The sequence below is a fragment of the Micromonospora okii genome (assembly GCF_020884795.1).
Classification (GTDB): Bacteria; Actinomycetota; Actinomycetes; order Mycobacteriales; family Micromonosporaceae; genus Micromonospora; species Micromonospora okii.
Map to the genome: position 1 here is coordinate 49895 of NZ_BBZF01000028.1, position 26538 is coordinate 76432.

Sequence of the window (26538 nt, forward strand, 5' to 3'; positions counted from 1 at the left end):
AGGGAAGTCCCGTGACACCCGATCTTCCTGCCACCCGATTCCGGCTCGGCCGGATCCCGCGCCGGGTCGTTGCCGGCACAGCGGGCGGTCTCGCGGTCCTGTCCATGGTGGTGGCCGCCATCAGTTGGGGCGTCGCCTCGGCCCGCGACGACGAGCTGACCGGCCGCGCCGTCTCCGCCGAGCACCTGACCATCATCCGGTCGGCGGCCCGCTCCTGCCCCGTGCTGACTCCGGCCCGCCTGGCCGGGCAGCTCATGACCGAGTCGGGGCTGAACGGGCGGGTCACCCGGAGCACCTCCGGTGGCCGGGGCTTCGCCGGGCTGGACGACTCCCGGTGGAAGTCGTGGGCGCCGTGGCCGGAGGCGAAGCGCACCGACATCGCCGCGAACATCATCGCGCTCGCCCACCAGATGTGCGATCTCAGCGGGCAGCTCCGGTCGGCGGCGGTGCCCGGTGATCCGTGGCGGCTCTCCCTGGCCGCGTTCCACACCGGGTTCGACCAGGTACGGAAGGCGAAGGGGGTGCCCTCCGGCGCGGTCGAGTACGTCGACGACGTGAGCCGCTACGCCGCGTACTACGGCAAGCAGTCCGCCTTCGGCGGTTCCGGCGCCACCCGTCCGGGCGGCGACCGCCCGCAGCCCAAGGCGGTCCCCGGCAACTACGTGGACCTCGTGGTGCGGGCGGGCTCGGTGTGCCCGCAGGTGCCGCCTCCGGCGGTGGCCGCCCTGCTGATGGCGACGTCCGGCTTCGACCCGAACCTGCTCGGCGACGCCGGCCGGCGGGGGATCGCCCAGTTCCTGCCCGAGGTGTGGCGAGCGCACGGCCCGGCCGGCGCCACGGCCTGGGACCCGCAGGTGGCCGTCCCGGCGGTCGGCACCGCGGTCTGCGCGCTACAGAAGGATCTCGCCGGCCTCGACGGCGACCCGGGCCTGCTGGCGCTGGCCGCGTACCGGAACGGCCCCACCGCCGTACGGCAGACCGGCGGGGAGCTCGACGGCGAGACGCAGGCGTTCCTGCGCAAGGTACGGGAGTTCACCGACTTCTACGCCCTCGACGGCCGGCTTCGCGGTGCCCCGGCCACCCGGAGCCCCTCCCCCTCCCCCACCCCGACGACGACGCCGACAGCGACGCCGACGCCGACGGCGACCGCGTCGCCCACGCCCCGGACCGGCACGACCCCGTCGGCGCGACCGTCGCCCAAGCCGGCGAAGCCGGCCCCACCGGCCCGGCCGTCCGGCGCGAAGCAACTCGTCCTCAAGGATTTCGGCCTCTGCGCCGACGGCGGCAGCGGGGACGGGGTGCCCGTCGTCCTCCGTGCGTGCAAGGAGGACCGTCAGCAGTGGTGGACCTTCCGGGCCGACGGCAGTGTCCGGGCGAACGGTCTCTGCCTGGACGTGGCCTGGGGCGAGCCGGCCGACGGGGCACCGGTGCAGACCGCCCGGTGCAGTGGCAACCCGGCCCAGAAGTGGGAGTGGCTCGAGCGTCAGGGCAGGCGGGGGCTGTTCAACCGGGCAACCAATCGTTGCCTGGACGTCGACATGGGTTCGGCGAACAAGCCGCTCAACATCTGGACCTGCGTGTTCAACAGGGAGCAGACCTGGTCGCTGCGGTAGCGGACGGGACGGCGACGCCCCGGTTACCCCACGAGGGTGACCGGGGCGTCGCCGTCCCCGTCAGCCGGCGTACCGGCGGCGACGCAACCAGATGGTCAGGACGCCTCCGGCGCCGAGCACCAGCACGAGACCCAGGATGACGGCGAGGGCGGTACCTCCTCCGCCACCGGCCGACTGCGCGGCCGCCCGGCCCGGCCCGTCGACGGGCTCCGCCACCGAGGCAGCCGGGTTGATCATGCCGGAGCCGTACCGTGGGTCGCCCTCGGCGACCTGCCCGCCGATCGGCTCGGCGGTGCCGCGGATCCGGTCCTCGACCTGAGCGGCGGTGAGACCGGGCTGGGCGGCACGGATCAACGCGGCCTCACCGGCCACGAACGCGACGGCGTACTCGGTGCCGGTGTTGCTGACGACCTTGCCCCCGCCGAGGCCGAGCGTCGCCACCTCGACGCCGGGCGCGACGACCTCGACCGACCCGTCGAGATACTTCTCGGCGAGCTGGCCGCCGGGGCCGACGCCCCCGGTGAGCACCAACGCCCCGCCGCCGGATCGACCGCTCGGCGACGGAACCGTCGTGGGCTTCACCGGCGCCCCCGCCACCACCAGCACGTCGTGCTCCAGCGCGGTGGTCAGCGACGCCGCGACCGCCGGATCGGCCAGGTCGACCCGCGAGCCGAGCGCGACCACGGAGGCACCCGTGCTGACCGCCACCTCGATCGCCGTCGCGGCGTCGGCCGGCCGGGCGTCACCCGAGGAGCGGACCATCCGCACCGGCAGGATCGTCGCGTCCGGCGCGAGGCCCACCGGCGCGCCGTCGACGCTGTCGTTCGCGGCGATGATGCCCGCCATCGCCGTGCCGGAGCCGAGGCAGTCGCTGTCGCCCCGCCCGTTGCCCACGGTCACGTCCGCGCCCACCGCGACCCGGCCGCTGAGCTGCTGGAGGCCGGCATCGACCCCGGTGTCGACGACGGCGACCTTGACCCCGTTCCCGCGGGTCGCGGTCCAGGCGCTGTCGGCGGCCATCCGGAGCTGGGCCCAGTCCGAACGACCACTCGACGCGGTCGTGGCCCTGCACTTGGACGGGTTGCCGTCACCGGCAGGCGGGCGCGTGCCCGTGGGACTCGGGCTCAGGCTCGGACTCGGGCTGCCGCCGGGCCGGGCACTCGCCGAGGCGCCCGGTGAGACGCCCTGCGTGGGGCCGGCGGTCGAGCGGCGTACGGGCGGCAGTTGCCCGTACTTGACGCCCGCGCCGGCGGCGTCCCACGGCAGCACCAGGTACCACCCTGCCCGCAGCACGCCCGGATCGGTCAACCGGGCCCCGTCGGGCTGGACCCGACCGGTGTTGAGCTGGTAGATCTCGACGGAACGCGCACCGCTGCCGAGAAAGCGCCGGGCGATCTCGGTGAGCGTCTCCGGCTGGCCCTGGTACTGCGACGTGACCACGTAGTACTTCACGTACGGCTCGGTGTCCGGTGCGGACCGGGCCGCCGAGGGTCGCGGCGTGGCCAGGAACGCGCAGCCGACCATCAGCACCACGAGCATTCGAGCAAGGATGGAGTGCTTTGTCAGCACCGAGGTCCCCTTCCGTCACCGCGGCCCAGATCGTTCGGCCGCCACCGTCTATTGCGGAATCCGCGCGGACTTCGTTCAATTCAATCTGAACCAGATTGCACTGACGCTCGTCATGGAGAGCGCCGGGGGCGTCGGCCCTCGGTGACGGACAGATCCGGCCGGCGGTCCACGACCGGCGCGGCCCACGACAGCCACCGCATCGGTGCGTGCGGCGCGTGCCGCGGTCGGCGTCGGTGGAACGAAGGCGGGGACGCCGGTGACAGGGCTCATGAAGGCCGCCACCACGGGCGGCACGGGGATCTACCGGGCCCCGGCCACCCGCCGCTTCGATCCGCGCCGGCATCGACGGGTTCCCGGCCTGCTGGACCTCTGGCTGGTCGGCGGTCCCCAAGGCAGGCCGGCACTGCCCACCGAGCCGGACCGCTCGCTGGACGCGACCGCCGTCGCCGACCTGGTCCGACGCACCGGGGACGTCGCGGATGACGTACGCGTCCTCCTCGACGACGGCGCCCGGCACACGGAATTGTTCACCGAGGTGGCCGGGCTGCTGGGGCACGACGTCCTGGTCAGCCCCGAGGGCGCGGACATCAGGCACGCCGTACCGGTGGCCGCCCCGCGCGCCGACGCGACGCCCGACGGCCCGCTGCACGCCCTACCGTTGGACCGGGTCACCCGCCAACCGCTGGACTGGCTCGTGCTGCAACCCCCCGACCTCGCCACCCCGCTGCCCGGTTGGTTCGCGATGGAGGACGGCCTGGTCCGGCCCCGGACCGGGGTGGTCAACCTGCCGCTCACCACGGGCATGGCACTGGCCACCCGGGCGGACTTCGTGGCCCGCCGGGCCACCGCCCACCGGCTCGGCGCCACCGCGGCGGAACTGGTCACGGTCGCCGTCACGGTTCGCTCGGGCGGATTCCTGATCGGCGACTACAGCGGCACCCAGCAGGTACGCGACGCCGGGCACCTCGCCGCGCTGCTCGGTGAACTGCCGCTCTACGGCGCCGACCTGCGGCTGTGGCTCACCTGGCCGTCCGAACCGGACGAGCAGGCGAAGCTCGCCGAACAGGCCGCCGAGCTGGCAGAGACCACCGGCGCCACCGTCTGGACCCCGCCGCCGGGCGGGCGGGCGGAACTCGTCGGCGACCATCGCCGCCTGCGTGCGCTCGACGCGGCAGGCGGCGTGGCACCGTGGCAGGCCCACCGCCCGCGCTACGCCGACGGCCCGTCGGCCGTCGACGCGACCCCCGACGGGCTCCTGGTGTCCCGGCTGGCGCGGGAGCGGATCGTGGTCTCCACCGTGGGTGCGAAAACGCCCGGAATCCTGTCGGCCGGCGGCACGGTCACGGTCCGCCCGCCCGTCGACGTTCCGCTCGACGCCGTAAGCGACGACGACACCGGTCCGGCGCGGTCGGTCGCGCCGTCGCCCCGACCCGCGCTCGCCGCCGAGCACCGCCGCGCCGGCCGGTACGGGCCGCCCTGGTTGCGCCCGCGACAGCAGGTCAACGTCGAGGCGTTCGAGGCGTTCGTGCAGGTCGCAGGCGGCGTGGAGCGGGCCGTGGCCGAGGGTGTGCCCAGCGCGGAGCTGTTCCTGGTCGCCTTCCTCGACCCGCGCTCCGCACCGCCCGGGGCCGATCTGATCGGCGTCCGGGTCGAACCGGGCGGCGCGATTCCGGTGCACGTGCTGCGTTCCCACATCCCGGCCCGGCTGCAGTACCTGCTCGGCGCCCCGGACACCTACCTGCTGCCGGCCGCGCGGCTGGACCGGGCTCGGGTGCTGGGCGGGTTCCACAGCGCCGACGCCGGCAGGCTCCGGCCCGTCGCCGGGATCGACGGCGGGCAGCTTCGGATCCGACCCGCACCGGCGAGCTGGTCGAGCGCCGGCCTGCCCCACGACGCCGACCGGTGGCCCGTCCACGGCACCCGCCGGGCGTACGCCCTGCTGCCGGCGCGGTCACGCAACCTGGCCCCGGGGTGGTTGCCGCTGTACCGGCAGCGGCCGGCGGCACGGCCCGGCCGCCTGCTCGTGGAGGTACGGGTGCCCCGGGGCCGCACGGTCGACGTCGGGGCCACCGCCGACGCCCTCGCCTGCCTGGCCCTGGCCCGCAGCCGCGTGGAACTGCTGCGGCGGGCGGGGGTCGAGCTGATCCTCACCAGCCGTTCCTACGACCGGGTCCAGGTGCGGCGGGTCCACCGCGCCCGCGACGGGGTCTGGGAGCCGGTCGGCGGGGTGACGGCGGGGCCGCTGCCGGTGGCCGTGCGGGGCGTTCAGTCCGACCCGACGGCGCGGGCAACCGGCTCCTCGTCCACGTCGAGCTGAAGCGACCACCGACCGGCCGGCACCGGACCGAGCACCACCGGCACGCACCGTCCCCCGGTGGCGGCGGCGAGGCCCCGCGCACCGGCCATCGCCGCCGTGGACAGCCCCGCGGTGAACACCACGGACGGCTCCAACGGAGCCTCGCCCGGCCCCGGCGGCTCGGGCAGCCCGGGCAGCCGGCGGCAGCCGTCCGGCGGCTCGGCGCCCAGGGCCTCCCCCACCACGGCGACGCCGACCCCGGCGGCCGACAGCCGCCGGGCGAAGAACGCGGCGGTACGGCCACAGACCGCCGCCGGACCGACGAGTGTGAGCACGTCGGGCACCCGGGCGAGGTCGACGTGCAGCCGCCACGGTCCGCTGCGCCCCAGCACCAGCGGCAGCACGGCCGGCGGCGCCGGCTCCCCGGGGCCCAGCCAGGCGTACGGGGGCGCACCCCGACCGGCTGCCACCCCGACCAGGCGGACCCGGGCCGGGCCGGCCTCGGTGTCCAGGTCGGCGGCGAGATAGGGTGCCGCGTCCGCAGTCGGCAGCGGCGGGCGCGGCACGTCCGGCTCGGCCACGGCCACCGGCTCGGCCCCAGGCTCGGCCAGCGGCTCGGCCAGCGCCGCGCTGCGCCTCGGCGCCGCCGGCGGCTCCGGGCTGGCGGCTGGGCGCGCCGCCACCGGCCCGGGCGGTGGCCCCGCCGGCGTCGCCTCGGACGGGCCGTCCCCGGCGTACGCCGTTCCGCCATCGTCCTCCGGCGCTGGCGGGGAGGCTGGCGCGATCGGCTTGCTGTCGTCGCCCGGAGCGGGCGTGTGGTGCCGTTCCGGCGGCCACGGTCCGTCGTCACCCGCCAGCGGCCGGACGGAGCGGAAACGCCCCGGGCGCAGCAGGACGATCGCCACCACCACGAGAAGCACCGACAGGACGCCCGCGCCGACCCGGATCACCAGCGGGTCGACGCCGCCGGGCGACGCACGCTCCGGGCGGGGCCCGGCGACGACCTCCGCCGTGGTCCGGGTCGGTGCCGGTGCCCGTGCGGAGGACGGCACGCCGGCCGGTGTGGTCGCCGGCCGGGTCGGCGCGGTCGTCCGGGTCGGTGCGGGCCGGACGGCGGCCCGCGTCGGGGTGGCCGGTGCGGCGGAGCGGGTAGCTGTGCGCGGCAGCGGACCGACGCGTACCCCCTGGCCCTTCGCATCCCTGGGCAGGACGAGCAACCAGCCCGGCTTCAGCTCCAGGCCGTCGGTGAACGTCGCGCCGTCGGGTTGGACCCGGCCGGCGTTGAGTTGGACGATCTCCCGGTACCGGTTGCCGTTGCCGAGGGTGCGCAGGGCGATGGCGTACAGGTACTCGCGCTGCCCGTCGACCGGCGGACCGACCACGTAGTACCGGCCGGTCTCCGCCGGCGCGGCGCGCGTCGGGCCGAGCGCTGCCGGCGCGGCGTGCGCCGGGCCGAGCGGCAGCCACCAGATCCCGGCAAGCACCAGCACCGCCTGAACGGTCCACCGCATCCGCACCGTCGACCCTCCTGTCCTCGGTCACCGTCATCCTGCCGTCCCGGCCCCTCACTACGGGCCGGGCTGCCGGCGGTTCAACGGTGACCCCGGTCGGATGGGGAACAGGCCGACCGGAGCCTGCGGGCGACGGCTCGAGAGCAGCGCCACGACCGGTCAACGACCGCCTCGTACCGCTGCGTGTCAGCGGCGGGCGGGGTTCCGGAGGATGACCGGGAGCAGGCCGTCGGACTGCCACCGCACCCTGCTCGGGGCCACCTGCGGCTCAGATGATGACCCGGAGTGCGGCCTAAAGGGTGTCGAGGGTCCATCGTCGCGACACCCTCGACACCCTTCGTGCGCCTCCACGGCCCAGGGGACACCACGCCCCACTCGTCTAGCGGGCCGGACCCTTCCCCTTCCTGTTCTTCAGCTCCGCAGCCTGTGCCCACTCCTGAGGCCTCGCGGAGCCTGCGACCGGGGCCGACTGGGCGCTACGCAGCGAGGTGTTGGATGTCCCGATGCGCGCACGGACCTCCTGTACGTCGCTGGCAAGCGAGGCCGTCGCACTGGCCATGCTCGCGGCGTACTCCTTACCCACGGCCTTGGCGACCGAAGGCTTGGTTCCCCACTTGGTCACCTGGAGCGCCATCTGCGCCATGTCCAGGCCGAACTTGGCCTTGTCGAGAGTGCCGCCCTCCTCCAGGGCGAACTCGACCGCCACCCGCCCGATCGAGACCGCAGCGCTCGCGGCGGTAGCCGCGACGAACCACGGATTACTCCTTCCCTCCTTGGTGGAAAGTGATTCCACTGCCGTGGTTCCCAAATTGGTGACGAGGTTGACAAGTTCGATAGCCTTCGTCGCCCTTCCGCTCTGATAGGCGTAATCGTTGAGCGACGAGGCGAAAGACGTGATCGTGGTGGCGAAGAGATTGACATCCTCGACGACGCTGCTCGCATTCTTGTGGTCCCTCTTCCACAAGTGGGAAGCCAGCTCCTTCAAACTCCTCGACGCCTCCCGAGGGGGCTGCACTGGCTGCTGTGCCTCGACATCCGATCCCGGGGCAGCATAGTTTCCGAGAGCAAATGCTTGTTCCGTCGGTTGTGTCATCGGTCTCCCTCTCGATCAGAACGATTCCTCGCTCTTTCAGCGGATGCGATTGGTCGTCAGCGCGCGGGATCTGCGTGCGGTCGCCGGCACCGACAAGGACGGCGGTCGACGAAATCATCAATCGTCGACGTACGGGACTTCCTTCTCCCGGTGGTGTCCACGCCGGCAGCCCGCGAACGGCCCGGACGGGTCCCGTAGCGACTGCATGACCGGCCCGAGATGGTCCCGATGCCACAGCGCGGGGCCCGACAGGGGCGCCTTCGGCCCGGTGTTCTCCTGCCAGGCCAACCACAGTCCGTGGAACTGGGCGACTGCCTCCGGGTGTTTCGGCCATTCCGGGCACCAGGGGGAACCGGAGGTCACCTCGCGGCCGTACACCGGCACCAGCAGGTTGTTCACCCAATCGGTCAGCCGACGCAGTTCCTCCCGGTAGTCCGGGCCAGCCAGATACAGGATGAAGAACGGTTCTTCGGGCTCCTGGCCGTCGAGCGGCGTCGGCTGAGGCGAAGCCTCTGGCGGGCCGATCGCCCTCAGTTCGGGTTCCCGGGCAACCTGCATCATGGTGCTGCTCCGATCCGACTCCTCGTGCCGACTCTCGCCGGGACGACGGATACGGGGCCTTCCTGGTTCACCCGACCAGCCGACTTTTCGGTGGTGATCGGCAGCGACGGCAAGGGCACCGTCGTCGGGGGCACGGCACCGGACGGGAGCCCGAGGCGATCGCCTGGTCGGTGCCGGGAGCGGGCGGGGCAGCCGGAGACCGCAGTCCCGGCGATCCGCCCCCGTCGGGTCCCTGACAGCCGTACCGTCGGGGTATCCGGCCGTCCCGCCCACGGTGGGGGCGAAAGCCGCGCGTAGCCGTGCCGCACGGGAAGGTGTTGTCCTGTGTCAGGTCACGCGTCACAGACCGCCTCCGGCGTACGCCCGTACCCTGTGGCCGGCGCGCCCCTGCTCTGCGACGCCCGCGAGCACGGTCTGACCGGTGATGGCACGACCAACGACCAGCCGGCGCTGGCCGCGCTGGTCGACCGGCTCGGTGACGCCTTCACCGCCGACGGACGGGCCCGGGTGATCTACTGCCCGCCCGGCGTCTACGCGATCCGCGACGCCGGCACGGTCTGGCGCAGCGGCGTGTCGCTGATGGGCGCGGGACCGGGAGCGACCCGGTTCGTCCTCAGCAACGAGGGCGACCGGTCCCAGGCGGTACCGCTGGCCTTCTACACCGCCCAACTGCACGGCGCGAGCCCCGACCGGCACCTGGCCTACTGCACGTTCGCCGACTTCGAGATCGACGGATCGGGCGTGGCCGGGGCGCAGTACAACCCGCTGTCCAAGGGCCTCGGATTGCAGTACGTGACCGGCGGCCTGTTCCGGAACCTGTTCATCCACCACACCGCCGCCACCGGCTTCGGGTGCGACTTCCTCCAGGACACCCTGGTCCAGGCGGTCCGGGTGCTCGAATGCGGCCGGTTGGACAACGGGATGGAGATGGGTGGGGCCGGCATCGGCGTCGGCATCGGCGGATGGGGGCCGATGGAGCGGCTGACCATCGCCCACTGTGTCGCGGTCGGCAACGCGACCAACGGCATCTTCCTCGAGATGCAGCACCCCGACCGACCCCAGCCCCGGGGCATCCGGATCATCGGCTGCCACGCCGAGGCCAACCGGTTCGGCATCTCCGACTGGGGCGCCGACGGGCTCATCGTCACCGGATGCACGATGACCGGAAACCTCGAGGCCGGCTTCCAGGTGTCGGCGAAGGGCACCACCGGCATTCCCGGCAAGGGCGGCCTGCTCACCGACTGCGTCATCGACGGCAACCTGCGCGACGGGGTGAACATCGGCAACACGGGCGGCCCCTACACGGTGCGCGGCAACCGGATCACCGGCAACGGCCGCTACGGCTACCACCACCAGGACCTCGGCGACGGCGACCGGGCCGTCGCCGAGGAGATCGTCATCGAGAGCAACGACATCTGGGGCAACAGCCTCGACGGGATCCGCCTCGACCGGCCGCTGCGCGATGCCGTCATCATCAACAACCGGATCCGCAACAACGGCCGCCAGTGCGCCGGTGCCGCGTCCGGGGGCGGCGAGTCGGTCCGTTACGCCCAGAACAGCCTGGTCGACCAGCGCGCCGACTGGCCCGCCGACGGCCACCGCGGCAAGGTCCTGCGCGTCGGCCACTGGTACGCCGTCGTGGCCGCCAACGACGCCACCACCCTCACCCTCGCCCCGATCCGGCCCGGCAGCGCCAGTAGCTGGAACGCCGACACCCCGCCGCCCAAAGCGCCCTACGAGCTGCCTGCCGCCCCCGCCGACCGGCCGGGCATCACCGTCAACGCCACCGCCGACGCGGTCACCATCCGGGGCAACCTGATCCGCGACACCAAATCCCGTACCCAGACCCACGGGATCCGGATCACCGATCGGGGTAGCTGCGTCAACTGTTACGTCGTCGAGAACGACCTGGACGGCAACCAGATCGCCATCCAGCCCGACGGCCCCCTGGCGGCCGGCTACTGGGACGGCAACCACGGCGACCAGGTGAGGAATCCGGGCCGGGGCGTGGACGCCGATCGTGACGGGCAGCCTGTGGTGTGACGGACCATCGGTGGACCGGTTCCGAGCCGGAGGTGGCCCAGGCGTTCAGCCGCGTGGTCGAGGAGGGCGCCATCCGGCTGGCGCGCCCGTGGGCTCCACTCGTCGTCACCGGGATCCTCGGGGGCGTCGACGTCGGCACCGGCGTGCTGGCCTACCTCCTGGTCAAACAGGCCACCGGGCAGTCGCTGCTCGCCGGGCTCGCCTTCGGCATCGGCTTCGTCGCGCTGCTGCTGGCCCGCAGCGAGCTGTTCACCGAGAACTTCCTGGTGCCGGTGACCGCGGTGGCCGCCGGCCGGAACCGCCTACGCGGGCTGCTGCGCCTGTGGAGCGTGACCCTGGCCGGCAACCTGCTCGGGGGCTGGCTGGTGGCGTGGCTCATCACCCGGGCCTTCCCCGAGCTGCGCCGCACGGCCGTCGAGACCGGCACCCACTTCGCCACGCTCGGCGTCAATCTGCGCTCCTTCACCCTGGCCGTGCTCGCCGGCCTGGTGATCACCCTGATGACCCGGATGCAGCACGCCACCGAGAACCTCGGCGTACGCCTGGTGCCGGCGCTGCTCTTCGGCGCGCTGCTCGCCGGCGGCCAGCTCTTCCACAGCGTCCTCGACTCGATCATGATGTTCGCCGCGCTCACCGCCGGCCACGCCCCCTTCGGCTACCTCGACTGGCTCGGGGCCCTCGGCTGGTCCGTGCTGGGCAACATCGTCGGCGGCGTCGGCCTCGTCACGGCCCTCCGGCTGACCCGGGTGGCCCGCGACCTCGCCGACGAGCGGTCCCACCATCGGTGACCGCGTCGACGGGTCGGGTACGGGCCGGTGGACCGGGTGCGGCTGAGTGCTAGACAGCCACCGGCTTCTCGGCTGAGCCCTCGGCCACCGGCGTCGACGTGGCGCGGGCAGCGGCTATCGCGGCCTGCCCGGACGGCACCATGATCGCCACGATCGTCACGACGATGGTGGCCAGGCCGGCCACGATCAGCAGGGTCTGCACGCTGATGACGTCGGCCAGGGGGCCGAACACCACCATGCCGATCGGGGTGGCCAGGGCCATCACGATGCCGACGTAGCTGAACACCCGGCCGTGCTTCTCCGGCTCCACCGTCTCCTGGATCAGGGTCATGAACGGGGTGGAGAAGAGGGGAACCGCGAGCCCGAACAGGAACATGAAGCCGTAGAAGACCCACAGGTTGGTGCTGAGGCCGAGCGCCACGGTGAGGACCGCGAAGCTGAAGGTGGAGATCAGGACGAGCCCGATCCGGCTGTGCTTGGCCAGCCAGGTGGAGATCAACGCTCCGCCGAGCAGCATTCCCACGCTGAACGCGATCTCCAGCACGGCCAGCATCCACTTCTCGCTGCCGAAGGTGCGGGCCACCATCAGCGGCGTGACGAACGACGGCGCGACGGTGAGCATGAAGATGATCGCGAAGACCAGCAGCAGCCAGCGGACGATGCGGTGGGTCCAGATGTACCGCATGCCCTCGACCAGGTCCTGCCGATAGGTGGTCGTGGCCGCGCTCGCCCGCTCCAGGGTGGGCACCGCGACCAGGGTGAGCAGCCCGATGCCGATCACGGCGGTGATCACGTCCAGGAAGAAGACCGGCACCACTCCGAAACCGGCGTAGATGGCGGCGGCCGCCGCCGGCGCCAGCAGGGCCATCGCGGAGCTGATGGTCTGGAAGATGCCGTTGACCCGCATCATCTGGTCGGCCGGCACGATCTGCGGAATGATCGCCTGCACCGTCGGTGTCTGCACCCCGGCCCCGAACGAGCGGACCGCGACCGCCAGCAGAATCACCCACAGGTCCGTGATGCCGTTCAACATCAACAGGGCCAGGACCAGGGTCGCCGCCGCGATTCCCGCATCGGCGACGATCGTCAGCGTCTTGCGGTTCATCCGGTCGGCCAGCACCCCGCCGAAGATCGACACGACCCCCTGGGGGGCGAACGCGCAGACGGCGTAGAGCGCGATCGCCAGGCCGGACTTGCTCTCCAGCGTGACGTACCACATGACCACGTACTGGACGACCATCGAGCCGAACAGCGACACGGTCTGACCGGAGAGGAAGAGCGCGACGTTGCGTTTCCAGTGTGCGGGTGCCGGCGCGGGGCTGGTCTCGGGGACGAGGCTTGTCTCGGGCACGGGTCTCCTCAATCAGGGCAGTCGGCGGCGCCGGCAAAGATAACCGCGGGGTGTGACAACGTCGGGGAACCGGCGACCGGCCCAGACCGGTTCGAAAGGCCGGCCCACTCGTACGTCGGTGAGCACCTCGCCCGATCCACCCAACCCGGCCCTCCGGGCGGAGCCGCGGTCACGCCCGGTGAGGCAGTTGCTTTCCGGCAGCGTGAAAGCTCTCGTGGCGCGCCCAAGATTGTACCCGGTGCAGGTCCTGCAAGCGGCACTCGACCTGTTCATCGACCTGACGTGGTACGCGACGCCGGTTTCCCGCTCGTCGTCGGTGGCGGCCGGGGCACCCTCGGTCCCGTCCACGGCCGCGCAGGAAGCCGATCATTCCCGCCGGGATCATCCGAGCCGCCCTCGCCCTCCACGAGCCGCCTCTTCGTCACCCGCCACGGCGGCACACCGTGGTGCCGCTGGGTTCGCGCGGCAGCCGAGGCCGTTCCGGCGAGCGCGGGCCCGCACGCCCACGAGCACCCCACAGGCCGCCGTTACGCCAACCCCGCGAGCGCGATGGCTTCGCTCAGGCGACGCTCGGATCGCGTCCGTGCGCGCTCTGCTCCCTGTCGGCGGATGTGCGAAAGCTCGGTCCTGCTCTCAAGCAGGTGGATCGCACGTTCCCGTACCGGCGTGATTGTCGCGAGGACGGCCTCAGCTACCGCCTCCTTCAGCTCGCGATAGCTGCCGACGCTTTCGGCTGCCCTTTCGGGCGTCGTGTCCTGGCAGGCCGCGAGAATGTCCAGCAGGTTGGCCACCCCTGGCTGATCTTCCGGTGCGTACCGGACTTCGTTGCGGCTGTCGGTCACGGCACGTTGGAACTTGCGGCGGACCACGTCTGGCGGGTCGAGGACGTAGACGATGCCGTTCGCCTCCGAACTCGACTTGGACATCTTCCTGGAGGGGTCGGTGAGGTCCCGCACTCGGGCGCCGGCTTCGGGAAGCACAGCCTCGGGCACCACGAACACTTCGCCGTAGTCGGTGTTGAACCGACGGGCGAGCGTCCGCGCCAGCTCGACATGCTGACGTTGGTCCTCGCCGACCGGGACCTGCGCCGTGCCGTGCAGGAGGATGTCCGCCGCCATGAGAACGGGGTACGTGAGCAGGCCGAGCCGGACGGAGGCGCTTCCCTGGGACTTCTCCTTGAACTGGATCATGCGCCGTGCCTCGCCGAAGGTGCAGGTGCACTCCAGTAGCCAGGTGAGCGTCATGTGTTCGCGTATGAGGTCAGCCTGCACGAAGAGCTGCTCCTGCGGCACGCCTGCCGCCAGCAGCACGGCCAGTTGGTGATCCGTCAAATGCCGCAGCCGCTCGGGGCTGTGCTTGACGGTCATGGCGTGCATGTTGCTGACGAAGTACAGATCATCCGGCCCCGAGTGCAGTGCCCAACGACGGATGGCACCGAGGTAGTTCCCCAAATGGACTTCGCCCGAAGGCGTGATGCCGGAAAGCTTGATCACTAGACCGGTCCTCCACTGGCAGTGGTTCCGCCCAGGGTGGACCATGCAGCCACCCACGCGCGGAGCGGCTGATTAATGCGTGAAACGCGTGGGTGAGCCGCCCCTAGGCGGCCCACCATTGTCCTTGCCAGCGTCTCACGGGCGCGACGATACCATCGTCGGCCGCCGTACGCACCCCGCTGCCCGCTCATCCCCGCTCGACTCAAACCTAAAGCCCAGCGGACTGATAGGCGTGATCTCAGGGCGGCGAGTCCCTTAGTACGAAAAATTCTTATTCGATCTTGCTCCCGATGTTCCGCATGGTTAGCCTCGGCACGGATTGCTCGTGGCACCTTCTGCGTCGGCGCTACCAAACGTCGGAGAGATCAGGAGATCACCATGGCCAGCGACGAGTTCACGCATCCGCAACTTGCACCTCTATTCACAGGCGCAGTGGCCGCCCACGCGATCGTTGTGGCCGACGACCTCGGGCTTTTCTCCGCCCTGTCCAAGGGGCCTCTTCGTGAATCCAGCCTGAACGAGCAGCCATGGTTACACAGCCGGGTACGCACCAGAGGAGTCCTGCACGCGCTGCACCGGGCCGGTCTTGTCCAGCGCCGCGGCAGCTCGTTCGTACTCAGCGAATTGGGCAGCGAACTGCAACCCCACGTTCCCATTTTCAAGCTATGGTTCGGTGGCTACGCTTCGGTTCTGGCGCAGCACGTGGCGGGCACCCCGGATTCGGTGACGCTGGCGCGGGGTGACGTGGTCGCGGAGTCGTCCAGCCGAATCGGCGCCCAGCACCTCGACGAGACAATTCTTCAGATTGTGGAAGACCTCGAACCCCAGGGCGCCATCTGCGACATCGGCTGCGGCTCCGCCACCCGACTGCTGTCCATGTGCAAGCGCACGCGACAACCGGGCGTGGGTTTCGACATCTCCCCGGCGGCGGTACGAACCGCCCAGAACACGGTTCGCGATGCCCGCGCCCTCGACATCGACCTGCACGTCATGCAGGGCGACGCAACCGCCCTACGCCACCCGCACCCGGCCGTTGACATCGTCACCCAGGCCTTCATGACTCACCACATCGCACCCGACGACTACTGCGCTGCGGTGTTGCGCTCCTACCGCGTGACCTTCCCGAACGCGCGTTACCTGGTCATCTTCGACACCGTCATGCCGCCACCATCGACCGAGGGTCCCGAACTGTTCGGGCCGGGCTTCGACTATGTGCACGCGCTGCAGGGCATGGAACCCCGCAGTCGCGAGGCCGTACGAGGACTGGTGCGCGATGCGGGGTACCGCTGCGTGCGCGAGGTCGAGCTGACCATCCCCCACAGCTACGCCTGGGTCATGCAGCCGATCAGGGACCGTACGTGATGGGCGAGCCGACGATCGCACGCGTCCTCGTCATCGGAGCGGGAGAGATCGGGACCGCCGTGGGCGAGGCACTTCTCCGCCGGCTGGCCCCGACCCACCTGGCCGTCCACACCTCCCGGCCGCAGACGCTACGCCGCCGGCTCGACCACCTGCGGTCACTGGCCGGAGAGCGCACGGAGCTCGACGGTAGCTGGGGCGACATCTTCAGCCCCGCCGCCCTGGCCCAGGTCGGCGTGGACAATCTGACCGACGAACACCGCTGGCAGCTCGCGCGCTACTACTGTCAGCCGTCCGCGCAGGAGGCGCGACCCGATTCCTCCCATATCTACCAGGTCGTCCAGCGGCACCGCCCCGACGTGATCATCGACGCGGTCACCTCGGCAACCAGCGGTCCCCGCAACGTGTTGCCCCCCGCGTCACGGGACGAACTGCTCCGGGCAGCCGCGGCCGGGGAAGCCCGCACCGGCGCCACGACCAGGCGAGCCATGCTCGACGCCGTCCTGGGCAACCCGGTGCCGGCGCTGTCCCGGTACGTGGCCAACCTGGATGCCGCACTGACGGACTTCGGCGTGAAGCGCTACGTGAAGGTTTCCACCAGCGGCCTCGGTGGCATGGGCTTCGCCTGTCCGTACACACACGGTGCCACGTCGAACGGGTTCGCCGCCGAGGCGCTGCTGGGCAAGATCGGAGCAGCGGGTGTCCTGCACCAACTCCTGTGGAACCTGCACCACACCCGAGGCCGAGACGTCCGCCTCGTGGTCCCGCTCGCCCTGGTGGGGTGGGAGGACGTGCGCTATGGCGCGTACACCAGCAGGGGTCACCGGGTGACGGTCCGCGACTGCGCCCTGGTCGATATGCCCTCGTCCCCGCTTCCAGACCACCGCGTCCCGGCGGCCCCCGCCCAGATGGTTGTCGTTCCGGCCGGCGACAACTCCACCTACAGCCGGGCCGAGATGGCACTGAGCACCGCGCTGGGCCAGTTCGAGAGCGTCACCCGCGAGGAGGTGGGACACGTCGTCGCGGAGGCGGCGCTGGGCTCCACCCGGTACGACCTGCTCACCGCCCTGGACGGGGCAGCCATGCACTCCTCGTACCAGGCGGCGCACATACGTAGCTCGCTTCTCCGGCGGATGCGGGCCCTGGAGCAGGAGACCGGCTGCCCCAGCGTGGTCAGCGGGAACCTCGGCCCCGGGGTCGCCACGGACCTGTTCGAACTCCACGTGCTCGTCCACGCCGCAGGCTCCCTGGCCGCCGCACGGCACGGCGACACCGACGACCTTGCCAGCCGGTGCGCGAGCCTGGTGGCCAGCGACTCCTATCTACGCCAGCAGGCGCTCTCCATCGGGCTGGGAATCCTGCTGCCCGACGGCCGGGAACTACACCCGATCTCGGAACACGAAGCCCGGGTCACCTCTGCCGACCCGGTCGTACGCTCCCCGTCCGGCGGAGCCACCGGCTACGCCGACTACCGACCGGCGAACATCGGGCGCTGGCAGCGGGCCCTACAAGCCATCGACCGCAGCTCCGATCCGCTGCGCCACGCCTTCGGCGTCGGCGACCCGGAGGTGGAGATCGGGGAGATTCTCGCATTTCACTACCTCTTGACCGGCCGCGCCAGAAGGCTCAACCACTGCTGACCGGGAGGCGACATGAAGGACTTCGACCTGGAACAGCTCAAGATCCTCATGAACGAGGCGCCGGCAATGCGGCGCGAATTGCGGCGCAACCAGTTCCTGGACCGGCAGGAGCTCAAGCAGTTGCAGGATTCCGCCTTCGCCCGGATGGTGCGGCACGCCTACCACAACGTGCCGCTCTACCGCCGCAAGTACGACGAGGCCGGCGTGGACGTCACGACGATCCGCACCGTTGCCGACGCCGCGCGGCTGCCCGTCCTCGAGAAGGACGAACTCATCGATGGTTTCCCTGAGGACACGCTCGCGGCCGGGTACACGCTCGACGAGCTGACCACCGCGATCACCGGAGGTTCCAGCGGCAAGACGCTCCGCGTCGCGTACTCCGCCCAGACCATGCGCAAGCGGGTCATGACCGCCTACCGGATCTACGACATGATGATGGGCGGGTACGAACCCCACCACGTACAGACCTACGTCTACACCGGGAAGTATCCGCTTGAGAGCCTGCCGGACGGCAGCTACCAACTCAAGCACATCTGGACCCTGGACCCCCTCCCCGCGGCCCGCGAGAAGCTGCTCGCCAGCAAGCCGCACATGCTCACGCTGTACCCCTCCCGCCTTGAGGACATCCGCCGGACCCTGAGCCCTCAGGATGTCGAACAGCTCCGCACCAACCTCATCGTCATCAACGTGAAGTCGGAGATGTCGACCCAGGCGCAGCGGGACGAATGGGCGGACTTCTTCGGCGTCCCGGTCCTGGACGAATACGGTTCCGAGGAGATGGCCGGGACCGTCGCCGCCCAGTGTCCCGAGAAGGGCTACCACATCTGGGAGGACATCGCCGTTGTCGAGGTGGTCGACGAGCGGGGTGTCCCACTACCCGACGGCCAGACCGGCGACCTCGTCGCCACCTGTCTCTACAACTGGGCGATGCCCATCATCCGGTACCGGCAAGGCGACATCGCCGCCCTGCACCCGGAGGACGATGCCTGCTCCTGCGGTCGGTCCATGCGGATGCTCAAGTCGTTCGAGGGCCGCAAGAACTCCTCCTTCACCCTGCCCAGCGGGCGGTTCCTCTCCTCCGGGTACCTGCTCGACGTCGGATACACCCGTCTCATGGAGTACGGGGATGCGCTGAACTCCTGGAGCCTCGTCCAGAAGACAAGGGACCTGGTCGCGTTCGAGTGCATTCCCGGCCCCGGGATGACGGACGCGATCCGCGAGCAGATTCGGCGCGAGATCAGCGAGTTCCTCTTCAACGAGGTGGCCGTGGAGGTCGACCTGGTCGACTCCCTCCGGATCACCAACCGGGGCAAGCGCAACCAGATCATCAGCCTCGTGTCCTGACTCCGCAGCACCAAACCGAGCCTCGGAGGGGAAATGGCTACCGGAACCCGTTACACCAACCTCACGCGGTACGAGTCCATCGGAATCAACAAGGAGTTCAATCTCGCCGACGGGCACGCGCACCAGGGCCAGAACGCGACGCAACAGGAAATCGTCGCGGGCCTGCCCGAGATCTTCTACTCCGCAGAGAAGACGCTGCAGGCCCACTCCGAGGACGAGTTCCAGCAGGCATTCTTCACCTTGGCCGGGCAACAGTCAGCCGTGCTCCACCCTCGCACTTTCCTGTGCTACTCCGCATCGCTGGCCATCGACCTGGTCGCCACCTACCTCTCGACCAGGAATCTCACCGTCAGCCTCCTGCAGCCGTGCTTCGACAACCTTGCCACCATCCTGCAACGCAGGAACGTCCACCTCACCCCCGTCGAGGAGGACGATTTCGCCGAAGATCGCCTGGACTCCGCCCTGCGGGCACTGGACACCGACGCGCTCTTCCTCACACTGCCCAACAATCCGACCGGCTTCGACCTCAGCCTCCCCGCGTTCCGCCGCGTGGTCGACTACTGCCGCGACGCCAACAAGATCCTCATCATCGACCGCACCTTCCGCTTCTTCGTGACGACCCCACCCTGCGACCACTACGACATCCTGGAGAAATCCGGGGTCAGCTACGCCGTCATGGAGGACACCGGAAAGACATGGCCCACGCAGGACCTCAAGTGCAGCATCCTCGCGGTCAGTGAGGATCTGCATCCAGACATCCTGGAACTGCACAACGACATCCTCCTCAACGTCAGCCCGTTCATCCTCCAACTGCTGACCCGCTACATTCAGGACACCCACCGTAACGGCCTCGATGCCACCATCTGGAGCATCATCCGCGCGAACCGAGCCGCCCTCCGGGCCGCACTCAGCGACAGCATCTTCGTTTCCGCCTTTCCGGACAGCACAGTGAGCGTCGAGTGGGTACGCATCGACCACGCCGACCTACGCAGCGAAGACGTCGTCGAGGCGCTGGGCAAGGACCGCCTGGGGATTCTCCCCGGCGACCACTTCTACTGGGCCGACCACCGAGCCGGCTCGCAGTACGTCCGCTTCGCCCTCGCCCGGCCGCCGGACTGGTTCGCGGAGGCATGCCACCACCTGCGCGCGGTCATCCAGGCCAACGCGGACTTCCGGGCATGACCACAGCTACCAACCACGCCGGGCGACGGATCGTCTACCTTGACGAGCCCACGTACATCACGGCCGGATTCCTGGCGCGTCTCGCCGCACTCGGACCGGTGAAGGTGCACTACGACCGGCCGACGCCGGCAGAGACGACACACCGGCTCGCCGAGGCCGACATCGTCATCGTGGAATGGACGGCCCTCACCCGCGCCATCCTGCAAGAGGCCAGGCACCTCCGCCACATCGCCACCGTACTGTCGGCCACCGACCAGGTGGACCTGTCGGCGGCGCGCGAGTTCGGCATCACCGTCTCCCACTGCCCCGGCTACTCCGTGGCCGCCGTGGCCGATCACATCATGGCGTGCTCAGGGGCACTGCGGCGGCGGCTCCTCCCCGCCCACGCCGCAGGATCCAGCGGCATCCAGCATTCGTACGTCCCCTACCTCGGACGTGAGCCCCGGGGGCTCGTGCTCGGGCTACTCGGCACCGGTCGGATCGGCCGAGCCGTCGCCGCGATCGCAGCACAGCACGGGGTGCGCGTCATCGGCACCAACCGCAGCGGAACCCGCGTACCCGGCGTCGACATCGTTCCCCTGGCGGAGCTCGTTCGGCACAGCGACATCCTGTCGGTCCAGGTCCCCGCAACACCCACGAACCGCCACCTTCTGTCCGCCGACTTCATCGATGAGCTTCGCCCCGGTGCTGTCGTCGTCAGCGTCTCGCGTCATGCCGTCATCGACACGGAGGCACTCCTGCGCAGGCACCGCACCGGGACACTCGGTGGCGTCGCCCTGGACGACGCCCCGATCGAACTCGTCCCCGCCCTCGCCGCGGTGGCCAACACCCTGCTGACCCCGGGCACCGCCTGGTACACCGAGCGCGCGCGCCAGGAGAACCTGCACGAGGTGCTCGGCAACGTCCGGAGCCATCTCACGGGAGGCCGCCGAAATGTCGTCACCTGAAGCGGACACCAGCGCCGGCGCCCGCGAATGGCTCAGCGAACGTCTCCGTCATCTGCTCCCCGGGACTCCGGTCACCGAGACGGACCAGAGCCTGGAAATCCATCTCGACCCGGGACGACGCCCCAGAATCTGCCTGCTGTGCTGCTGGCACGAGCCGTGGGCCGAGGCACACCACGGGGTTTCCAGTCCCGTGTCGCTCTCCGCGCTGTACACCCTGGAGGTGCTCGACCTCGCGGCACGTCACCCGCGCCCGAGGGTCAGCGCCCGCTTCATCGCGCGGGACACCATGCAATCGCGGATCCGGGCCTTCGCCCTCGGCAGGGAGATGCTGGACACCGCAGGATCGGCACGGCTCGTCGTCGTAGCAGCGGGCTGTGCACCCGGCGGAGGTTTCGCATCCGCTGATGCGGCTCCACCGCCGTTCCCGGGCGTTCCTCTTCCCGCCCTGGACCGATCCGGGCTCGATGACGACGTCATCGACGAGCTCGACGCCTGCCACGCAGTAGGCGTCACCGCCTGCGTACTCGATCCCATTCTGGATCGCGGCGGGTTCCTGGAGCCCGGAACGCTCTGGGCTGCCCTCCAGACACCCGCCACCGTGTAGGACCGACAGGAGGTCAGGGCCATGCACACCGAATGGGAGACCGGCGAGTCGGCCCAGGACTACTCGCACAACGTCGAAGCAGCCGACTGGCGGATCATGGGGTACCCTGCGGTCTTCGCGGCCCTGGGCCTGTCCGCCAACGCCAACGCCCACGACACCGTCATCGACTACGGGTGCGGCCCCGGTTTCGTCGCCAGACACGTGGCGGAGACGTTCGGTCGCACGGTCGTCGGCGTGGACACCTCAGGCTCCATGATCCGCCTGGCCGCCCGCGAGTACGCGCACCGACGCGTCACCTACCGCCGCATCGAGCCCGGCAGCCTGTCCTTCCTTCCCGACTCCAGTGCAGGGGGCTGCCTGTCGTGCTACGTCTTCATGCAGATGCCGGACCGGCTCTCGATGGCAACAGCCTGCACGGAGATCCGGCGCGTGCTACGCCCCGGCGCGCCCTTCGCCATGCTCAACACCAACCCGGACAGCGTCGGCGTTCAGTTCGCCACACTCCGCAACGGTGAGCCTGGCCGTGCCTACGCGCCGGGAGACCCCATGACCACCGTGCTGAGGACGGACCAGGGGACACTGACCCTGCGCGACTACTACTGGCGCGTCGACGACTACGTCGACGCGGTCGCCAGCGCAGGCTTCCACGATCTGGCAGTCGAGCACCTTCCGCCGCCCACCACCGACCCGACCCCACGCTCCCAGTTCCTACTCATACGTGCACAGGCCTGATCCACCGCGTGGTGTCTGCCAGTGGAACAGCCACTCGCGGGTCGTCGAACGGCTCGGTTGGGGTGACCTCAGCGACCCGCGACGCTCCATGCCGTCGCGCCGCGGCACCCACCCACTCGTTCCCTACTGATTTCGTCGCTTGAAGCTCTCGCTCTGCTGCGTCATCGCGGCCATGACGGCGTCCCAGAGATCCCGCCCGGCCTGCCGCAACGCCTCGGAAGGATGGGGGGTCGGCTCAGCCCCGTCCGGCTGGCTCTGCTCCGGCTGACCCCGCTCTGCGCCCTGCTGGCCCTGGCCTCGCTGGTTCCGAGGTTGGCCCTGCTGCTGCGGCTGGTCCTGCCGACCGTCACCACCGGTTGCCTGGCCGGCGGTCTCGCCGGCCTTTGAGGGCGCGCCCGCACCGCTCCATTCCGCTCTTGCCGTGGCGGAGGCGATGTCGCGAACCAACTGGTCCTTCCCGGCTTCGCGCGTCTGCCCGGTCACCTGCTGAGCGGAGTCGCCGACTCCGCCCACCGCCTGGCCGGCGAGCTCGCCGAGCGACTGCAGGAGCTCGGGATTCCGGTCGATGGTGGTGAACGCCCGGCCGAGGATCTCCATCAGTCGTTCCAGCCGGACCTTGAGCAGGAGTTCAGCCCGCACGTCCTCGATGTCCAGCTCGACCGCGTTGAGCCGGACCCGGACGCCCGCGTCCAGTTGCAGGAGGGTGGCCAGCCGGGCCCGCAGGGAGAGGTCGGCCTCCAGCCCGTCCACCGCGAGCCGGAGGTCCCCCACCCGCAGGTTCGGCACGTCGAGCAGAACGTCCGGTTCGCTCCTGTCCCGCTGATCCGACTCCGGGGAAGGCCATTGCCCCTGGCTGACGTGCCGCTCCCGACGTTCGCTCTCGGGACTGCGCGGTACGCGGTCACCCTGCCCGCCATCACCGCTTCGGCGCTGCCGGCCCTGACCTTCCTGGTCTTCCCCCTGACCGCGTTGCTGGCCCTGCTGGTCCGGATGCCCCTCCTGGCCCTGCTGCTCGCCATTGCCGTTGTTCGTCATGCCTCTGCTCCGTCGTGGCTCGCGGCCCGCCGTCGACCGGACCTGGACCAGCCGCGCTTACCCGAATGGGCTGAGGGCACGCCACGGACGACGCGGGAAGGCGAAGGAGATGGGCGCCTTCGTCCGCGCGCTGGGTGTCGCACCCGGCGAATACCGAAGCCGGTTCTGACGATATATGGGGGTTTCCATGCAGATTGCTGTCCTGCTCTTCGACCGGTTCACCGCGCTGGACGCGGTCGGTCCGTACGACGTGCTCTCCCGCCTCCCCGGCGCGCGAGTCGTGTTCGTCGGCGAACGACCTGGCCCGGTGCGTACCGAGGTTGGCAGCCTCGCGCTGACCGCCGACGCGGCCCTGTCCGAGGTGACCACGCCTGACGTGGTGGTGGTGCCCGGCGGACCCGGGCAACGCGCCCACATGGGCGCCGGGCCGATTTCCGACTGGCTACGCGCCGTGGACGCCACCAGCACCTGGACCACCTCGGTCTGCACCGGCTCGCTCCTGCTCGCCGCCGCCGGGCTGCTCACCGGCCGCCGCGCCACCACGCACTGGCTGGCCCACGACCAGCTCGCCCCGCTCGGCGCCGTCCCGGTCGCGCAGCGGGTGGTCACCGACGGCAAGTACGTCACCGCCGCCGGGGTGTCCGCCGGACTCGACATGGCGTTCACGCTCGCCGGCCGCATCGCCGACGACACGGTGGCCCAATCCATTCAGCTCGCCCACGAGTACGACCCGCAGCCCCCGTACCAGGCCGGGTCGCCGGGCCGGGCGCCGCGCGAGGTTCTCGCCACGGTGCAAGCCCGTAAGGAGTTCATCCTGAACTGAGGCCGATGTTGGCGCGGCAGACCCGGCGAAGCGCCTCCTCGGAGGAATGATCGCGCGGGGTGTAGACCTCAAGGCGGTGATCGGGGCTGTCGGGCTGGAGCCATACCTGATAGTCGACATCGACCCGCCCGATCCTGGGGTGTTGCAGGTCCATTGGCCCGGTCGTGCAGTCTGCGACATCACCGGTAGCCCAGAGTGCCGCGAATACAGGGCTGTGCATGACGAGTTCGCCGATGAGTTCGGCGAGTCGCGCGTCGGTGGGATGGCGCCCCGTGGTCAGGCGCAGGTAACCAATGTGGATACGGGCCAGCTCATCCCAGTTGCGGTAGAGATCGCGGTGCAGAGGATCGAGGAAGAACATCCTCGGAATCGACGGCCGCGTCTCCGGTGTCGTCGGGGCGTCGTAGTCCAAGTGTTCGGCGAGCAGGAGTTGCCCGCTGCGGTTCCACGCGAGCACGTCACCGCGGCGCCCCAGGACGATTGCGGGAACGCTCTCGCCGAGCGAGTGCAGCAGGGTGAGCACCCGCGGATGCGGTGTCTCTGGCTCGGGTCGTGCTAGTCGGGACATGCCGGTCCGGTGGGCGAGATTGTGCAGATGCGTCGTCTCGGCGTCATCGAGGGCGAGCACCCGTGCGAGGGAATCGAGGACTTGAGGTGAGGCCGTACCGGACTGGTCCTGTTCCAGCCGGGTGTAATAGCCGACACTGACACCGGCGAGTTGGGCGAGTTCCTCGCGGCGCAGGCCGGGAACGCGGCGGACCGTTCCATAGCTACGCAGGCCCGCATCGCCCGGAGTGATCCGGTCGCGGCGGGTCTTGAGGAACACGCCCAAGGTCTCGGTCTGCATGCCCTCAACCGTAGGCAGTTCACTCGGCTCGTGCCTGCACGTGGCAGGTGTACCCATGCCAGAGGGCTGGCTGGCTCCGCGCAACCGCCTCCAGGATCGGACGCGTGAGTGAGACCAACCATCTACCCCTGACCACCCCGACCACCCCGTCACGGAACGCAACCGGAGCGGTGCGGGCCAGCCGGCGCGCATGGTTCGGCCTGCTTGTCGTCCTCGGCCCGGTACTGCTGGTCTCGATGGACGGCTCCGTGTTGTTCCTGACGATGCCGACGATCACCCACGCCCTGACGCCGAGCGCGGAGCAGGCCCTGTGGATTCTGGACGTCTACGGCTTCGCGGTCGGCTCCTTGCTGATCGCCTTCGGCAACCTCGGCGACCGCTTCGGCCGGCTCAAACTCCTCATGATCGGCACCGTCGTGTTCGGCGTCGGTTCGGCCGGTGCCGCGTTCTCACCGTCGCCGGAAGTGCTGATCACGTTCCGCGCACTCATGGGCTTCGGAGGGGCGGCGCTGCTGCCCTCGGGGCTGGCGGTGCTCAGCGAGCTGTTCGAAAACCCGCGGCAGCGCGCACAGGCGATCGGAATCTTCGCTGCGACGTTCGCCACGGGCTTCGCGGTCGGCCCCATCATCGGAGGGCTGCTGCTGAGCCGCTTCGACTGGGGGGCGGTGTTCCTCATCAACCTGCCCGTCGTCGCGATCTTCCTCCTCGCTGCTCCCTTCGTTCTCCGGGAGGTCAAGGCCACCCGTACCGGCAAGGTCGACCTGCTCAGCATCATCCTGTCCGCCGGCGGACTGCTGTCGTCCGTGTACGCGGTCAAGGAACTGGCCGCCTACGGCCCCTCACTCGTCGTGTTCGTGACCGGAGTCGTCGGCGTCGGCGTCCTGGCCTGGTTCGCTGCCCGTCAGCGAGGGCTTGGACACCCGCTCGTGGACCTGGCTCTGTTTCGCGGGAAGGTCTTCACCGTTGCCATCATCACCGGCGTCCTGTCGCTGTTCGCATGGTCCGCCGCCGCATATCTGACCGGCATCTACCTGCAATCCGTGCTCGGTCTGCCGGTTCTCACGGCCGCGATCCTCGCGCTGCCCGGCGCGGCTGTGCTCACGACGGTTTGCATCCTGACGCCGGCGCTCGCGGATCGGATCGGCAAACGCGCAGCCCTCGTCATCTGCCACTTCACGATGGCCGCGGGCCTCGCCCTGCTACTTCTCACCACCGTCACCGGCGGGATCGGCTGGTTCATCGCCTCCACCGCGATCGCGGGCATCGGCTACGGCATCAGTTTCGCCCTCGTCGCCGACACCGCCGTGGGTGCTGTACCCGCGAACCGGGCCGGCTCGGCAGGTGCCATCGCGGAGACCTCCAACGAGATCGGCAACGCCCTCGGCATTGCCCTGCTGGGCTCCACCGCCGCGCTGATCTTTCGACTCGCCGGCCCCGGCATCGCACCGACCCTGGATGAGACCCTCGACGCCGGAGCAGCAGGAGCCGTCATAACGCAGGCCAAGGAAGCCTTCCTCACCGGACTGCACGTCGCGATGGGTATCGCCGCCGTGCTCTGCGCCGGCCTCGGCGTGCTCGCACTTCGCTGGATACCCAGAGGCCGGCATCCACATGCCGATCACCTTTCCTGACACCGACGTCGAAATCGTCGCGGCGACGACGCCGGTGGAGACCATCCAGTTGCACAGGACACCGCGGACTGCCGGT

General features: G+C 70.4%; 21 protein-coding genes. 13 read left to right on the plus strand and 8 right to left on the minus strand.

All coding sequences use genetic code 11. From position 1 onward, the window contains the following. Positions 1–11: 11 nt before the first annotated feature. Positions 12–1613 carry a ricin-type beta-trefoil lectin domain protein gene (locus tag LPU43_RS26390; RefSeq protein WP_229403243.1) on the plus strand — a complete coding sequence of 534 codons (1602 nt, stop codon included), beginning with the start codon at positions 12–14 and terminating at the stop codon, positions 1611–1613. A gap of 60 nt (positions 1614–1673) precedes the next feature. Here LPU43_RS26390 and LPU43_RS26395 read toward each other — a convergent pair whose 3' ends face one another. Further along, positions 1674–3152, minus strand: coding sequence for a S8 family serine peptidase (locus tag LPU43_RS26395; RefSeq protein WP_229403244.1), 1479 nt, complete (start codon positions 3150–3152; stop codon positions 1674–1676). A 286-nt stretch (positions 3153–3438) separates the two neighbouring features. Here LPU43_RS26395 and LPU43_RS26400 point away from each other — a divergent pair, with 286 nt between their 5' ends. Next, positions 3439–5499 carry a hypothetical protein gene (locus LPU43_RS26400; RefSeq protein WP_229403245.1) on the plus strand — a complete coding sequence of 687 codons (2061 nt, stop codon included), beginning with the start codon at positions 3439–3441 and terminating at the stop codon, positions 5497–5499. Here the strand turns inward: LPU43_RS26400 and LPU43_RS26405 are convergent. The 3 genes from LPU43_RS26405 to LPU43_RS26415 form a co-directional block, all read right to left on the minus strand. Next, entirely contained in the window at positions 5448–6995 is a 1548-nt protein-coding gene (locus tag LPU43_RS26405) for a hypothetical protein (RefSeq protein ID WP_229403246.1), read from the minus strand. The genes LPU43_RS26400 and LPU43_RS26405 overlap by 52 nt on opposite strands. 373 nt (positions 6996–7368) lie before the next feature. Continuing rightward, entirely contained in the window at positions 7369–7974 is a 606-nt protein-coding gene (locus LPU43_RS26410) for a hypothetical protein (RefSeq protein ID WP_229403247.1), read from the minus strand. Between the two features lie 225 nt (positions 7975–8199). After that, positions 8200–8643, minus strand: a complete 444-nt coding sequence (locus LPU43_RS26415) for a DUF4913 domain-containing protein (RefSeq protein ID WP_229403248.1) — start codon at positions 8641–8643, stop codon at positions 8200–8202. A gap of 324 nt (positions 8644–8967) precedes the next feature. Here LPU43_RS26415 and LPU43_RS26420 point away from each other — a divergent pair, with 324 nt between their 5' ends. Both LPU43_RS26420 and LPU43_RS26425 read left to right on the plus strand, forming a co-directional pair. Then, positions 8968–10686: a right-handed parallel beta-helix repeat-containing protein gene (locus LPU43_RS26420; protein WP_229403249.1), complete on the plus strand. Its 1719-nt coding sequence runs from the start codon at positions 8968–8970 to the stop codon at positions 10684–10686. Further along, positions 10683–11474 (plus strand): formate/nitrite transporter family protein, encoded by a 792-nt coding sequence (locus tag LPU43_RS26425; protein ID WP_229403250.1) that lies wholly within the window; start codon positions 10683–10685, stop codon positions 11472–11474. Before LPU43_RS26420 ends, LPU43_RS26425 begins: the two co-directional genes overlap by 4 nt. A gap of 49 nt (positions 11475–11523) precedes the next feature. Here the strand turns inward: LPU43_RS26425 and LPU43_RS26430 are convergent, their stop codons facing one another. Next, positions 11524–12825 carry an MFS transporter gene (locus LPU43_RS26430; RefSeq protein ID WP_229403251.1) on the minus strand — a complete coding sequence of 434 codons (1302 nt, stop codon included), beginning with the start codon at positions 12823–12825 and terminating at the stop codon, positions 11524–11526. A 527-nt stretch (positions 12826–13352) separates the two neighbouring features. Continuing rightward, positions 13353–14318, minus strand: coding sequence for a tryptophan--tRNA ligase (gene trpS / locus LPU43_RS26435; RefSeq protein WP_229403252.1), 966 nt, complete (start codon positions 14316–14318; stop codon positions 13353–13355). Positions 14319–14696: 378 nt separating this feature from the next. Between trpS and LPU43_RS26440 the strand changes: the two genes are divergently transcribed. Genes LPU43_RS26440 through LPU43_RS26470 form a run of 7 tightly spaced genes read left to right on the plus strand, consistent with a single transcriptional unit; the run spans position 14697 to position 22126 of the window. After that, positions 14697–15680, plus strand: coding sequence for a class I SAM-dependent methyltransferase (locus LPU43_RS26440; protein ID WP_229403253.1), 984 nt, complete (start codon positions 14697–14699; stop codon positions 15678–15680). Then, on the plus strand, positions 15680–17317 hold the full coding sequence (locus tag LPU43_RS26445; protein WP_229403254.1) for a hypothetical protein: 1638 nt from the start codon (positions 15680–15682) through the stop codon (positions 17315–17317). Before LPU43_RS26440 ends, LPU43_RS26445 begins: the two co-directional genes overlap by 1 nt. Positions 17318–17329: 12 nt before the next feature. Continuing rightward, complete coding sequence (locus LPU43_RS26450; RefSeq protein ID WP_229403255.1) at positions 17330–18661, plus strand: phenylacetate--CoA ligase family protein; 1332 nt, start codon at positions 17330–17332, stop codon at positions 18659–18661. Between the two features lie 33 nt (positions 18662–18694). Beyond that, a complete protein-coding gene (locus LPU43_RS26455) occupies positions 18695–19843 on the plus strand; it encodes an aminotransferase class I/II-fold pyridoxal phosphate-dependent enzyme (RefSeq protein ID WP_229403256.1) in 1149 nt (382 codons plus the stop codon). Further along, a complete protein-coding gene (locus tag LPU43_RS26460) occupies positions 19840–20790 on the plus strand; it encodes a 2-hydroxyacid dehydrogenase (protein WP_229403257.1) in 951 nt (316 codons plus the stop codon). Before LPU43_RS26455 ends, LPU43_RS26460 begins: the two co-directional genes overlap by 4 nt. Further along, entirely contained in the window at positions 20777–21394 is a 618-nt protein-coding gene (locus LPU43_RS26465) for a hypothetical protein (protein ID WP_229403258.1), read from the plus strand. Before LPU43_RS26460 ends, LPU43_RS26465 begins: the two co-directional genes overlap by 14 nt. A 21-nt stretch (positions 21395–21415) precedes the next feature. Continuing rightward, the gene (locus LPU43_RS26470; protein WP_229403259.1) at positions 21416–22126 is read left to right on the plus strand and encodes a class I SAM-dependent methyltransferase; all 711 of its coding nucleotides are present in this window, start codon (positions 21416–21418) and stop codon (positions 22124–22126) included. Between the two features lie 123 nt (positions 22127–22249). Here LPU43_RS26470 and LPU43_RS26475 read toward each other — a convergent pair whose 3' ends face one another. Continuing rightward, positions 22250–23161, minus strand: coding sequence for a hypothetical protein (locus LPU43_RS26475; protein WP_229403260.1), 912 nt, complete (start codon positions 23159–23161; stop codon positions 22250–22252). 187 nt (positions 23162–23348) lie between these two features. Here LPU43_RS26475 and LPU43_RS26480 point away from each other — a divergent pair, with 187 nt between their 5' ends. Next, positions 23349–23984, plus strand: coding sequence for a DJ-1/PfpI family protein (locus LPU43_RS26480; RefSeq protein ID WP_229403261.1), 636 nt, complete (start codon positions 23349–23351; stop codon positions 23982–23984). Here the strand turns inward: LPU43_RS26480 and LPU43_RS26485 are convergent. Next, positions 23971–24831 (minus strand): helix-turn-helix transcriptional regulator, encoded by an 861-nt coding sequence (locus tag LPU43_RS26485; RefSeq protein WP_229403262.1) that lies wholly within the window; start codon positions 24829–24831, stop codon positions 23971–23973. The genes LPU43_RS26480 and LPU43_RS26485 overlap by 14 nt on opposite strands. Positions 24832–25001: 170 nt before the next feature. Here LPU43_RS26485 and LPU43_RS26490 point away from each other — a divergent pair, with 170 nt between their 5' ends. After that, positions 25002–26462, plus strand: coding sequence for an MFS transporter (locus tag LPU43_RS26490; RefSeq protein WP_229403299.1), 1461 nt, complete (start codon positions 25002–25004; stop codon positions 26460–26462). Positions 26463–26538: the final 76 nt, after the last annotated feature.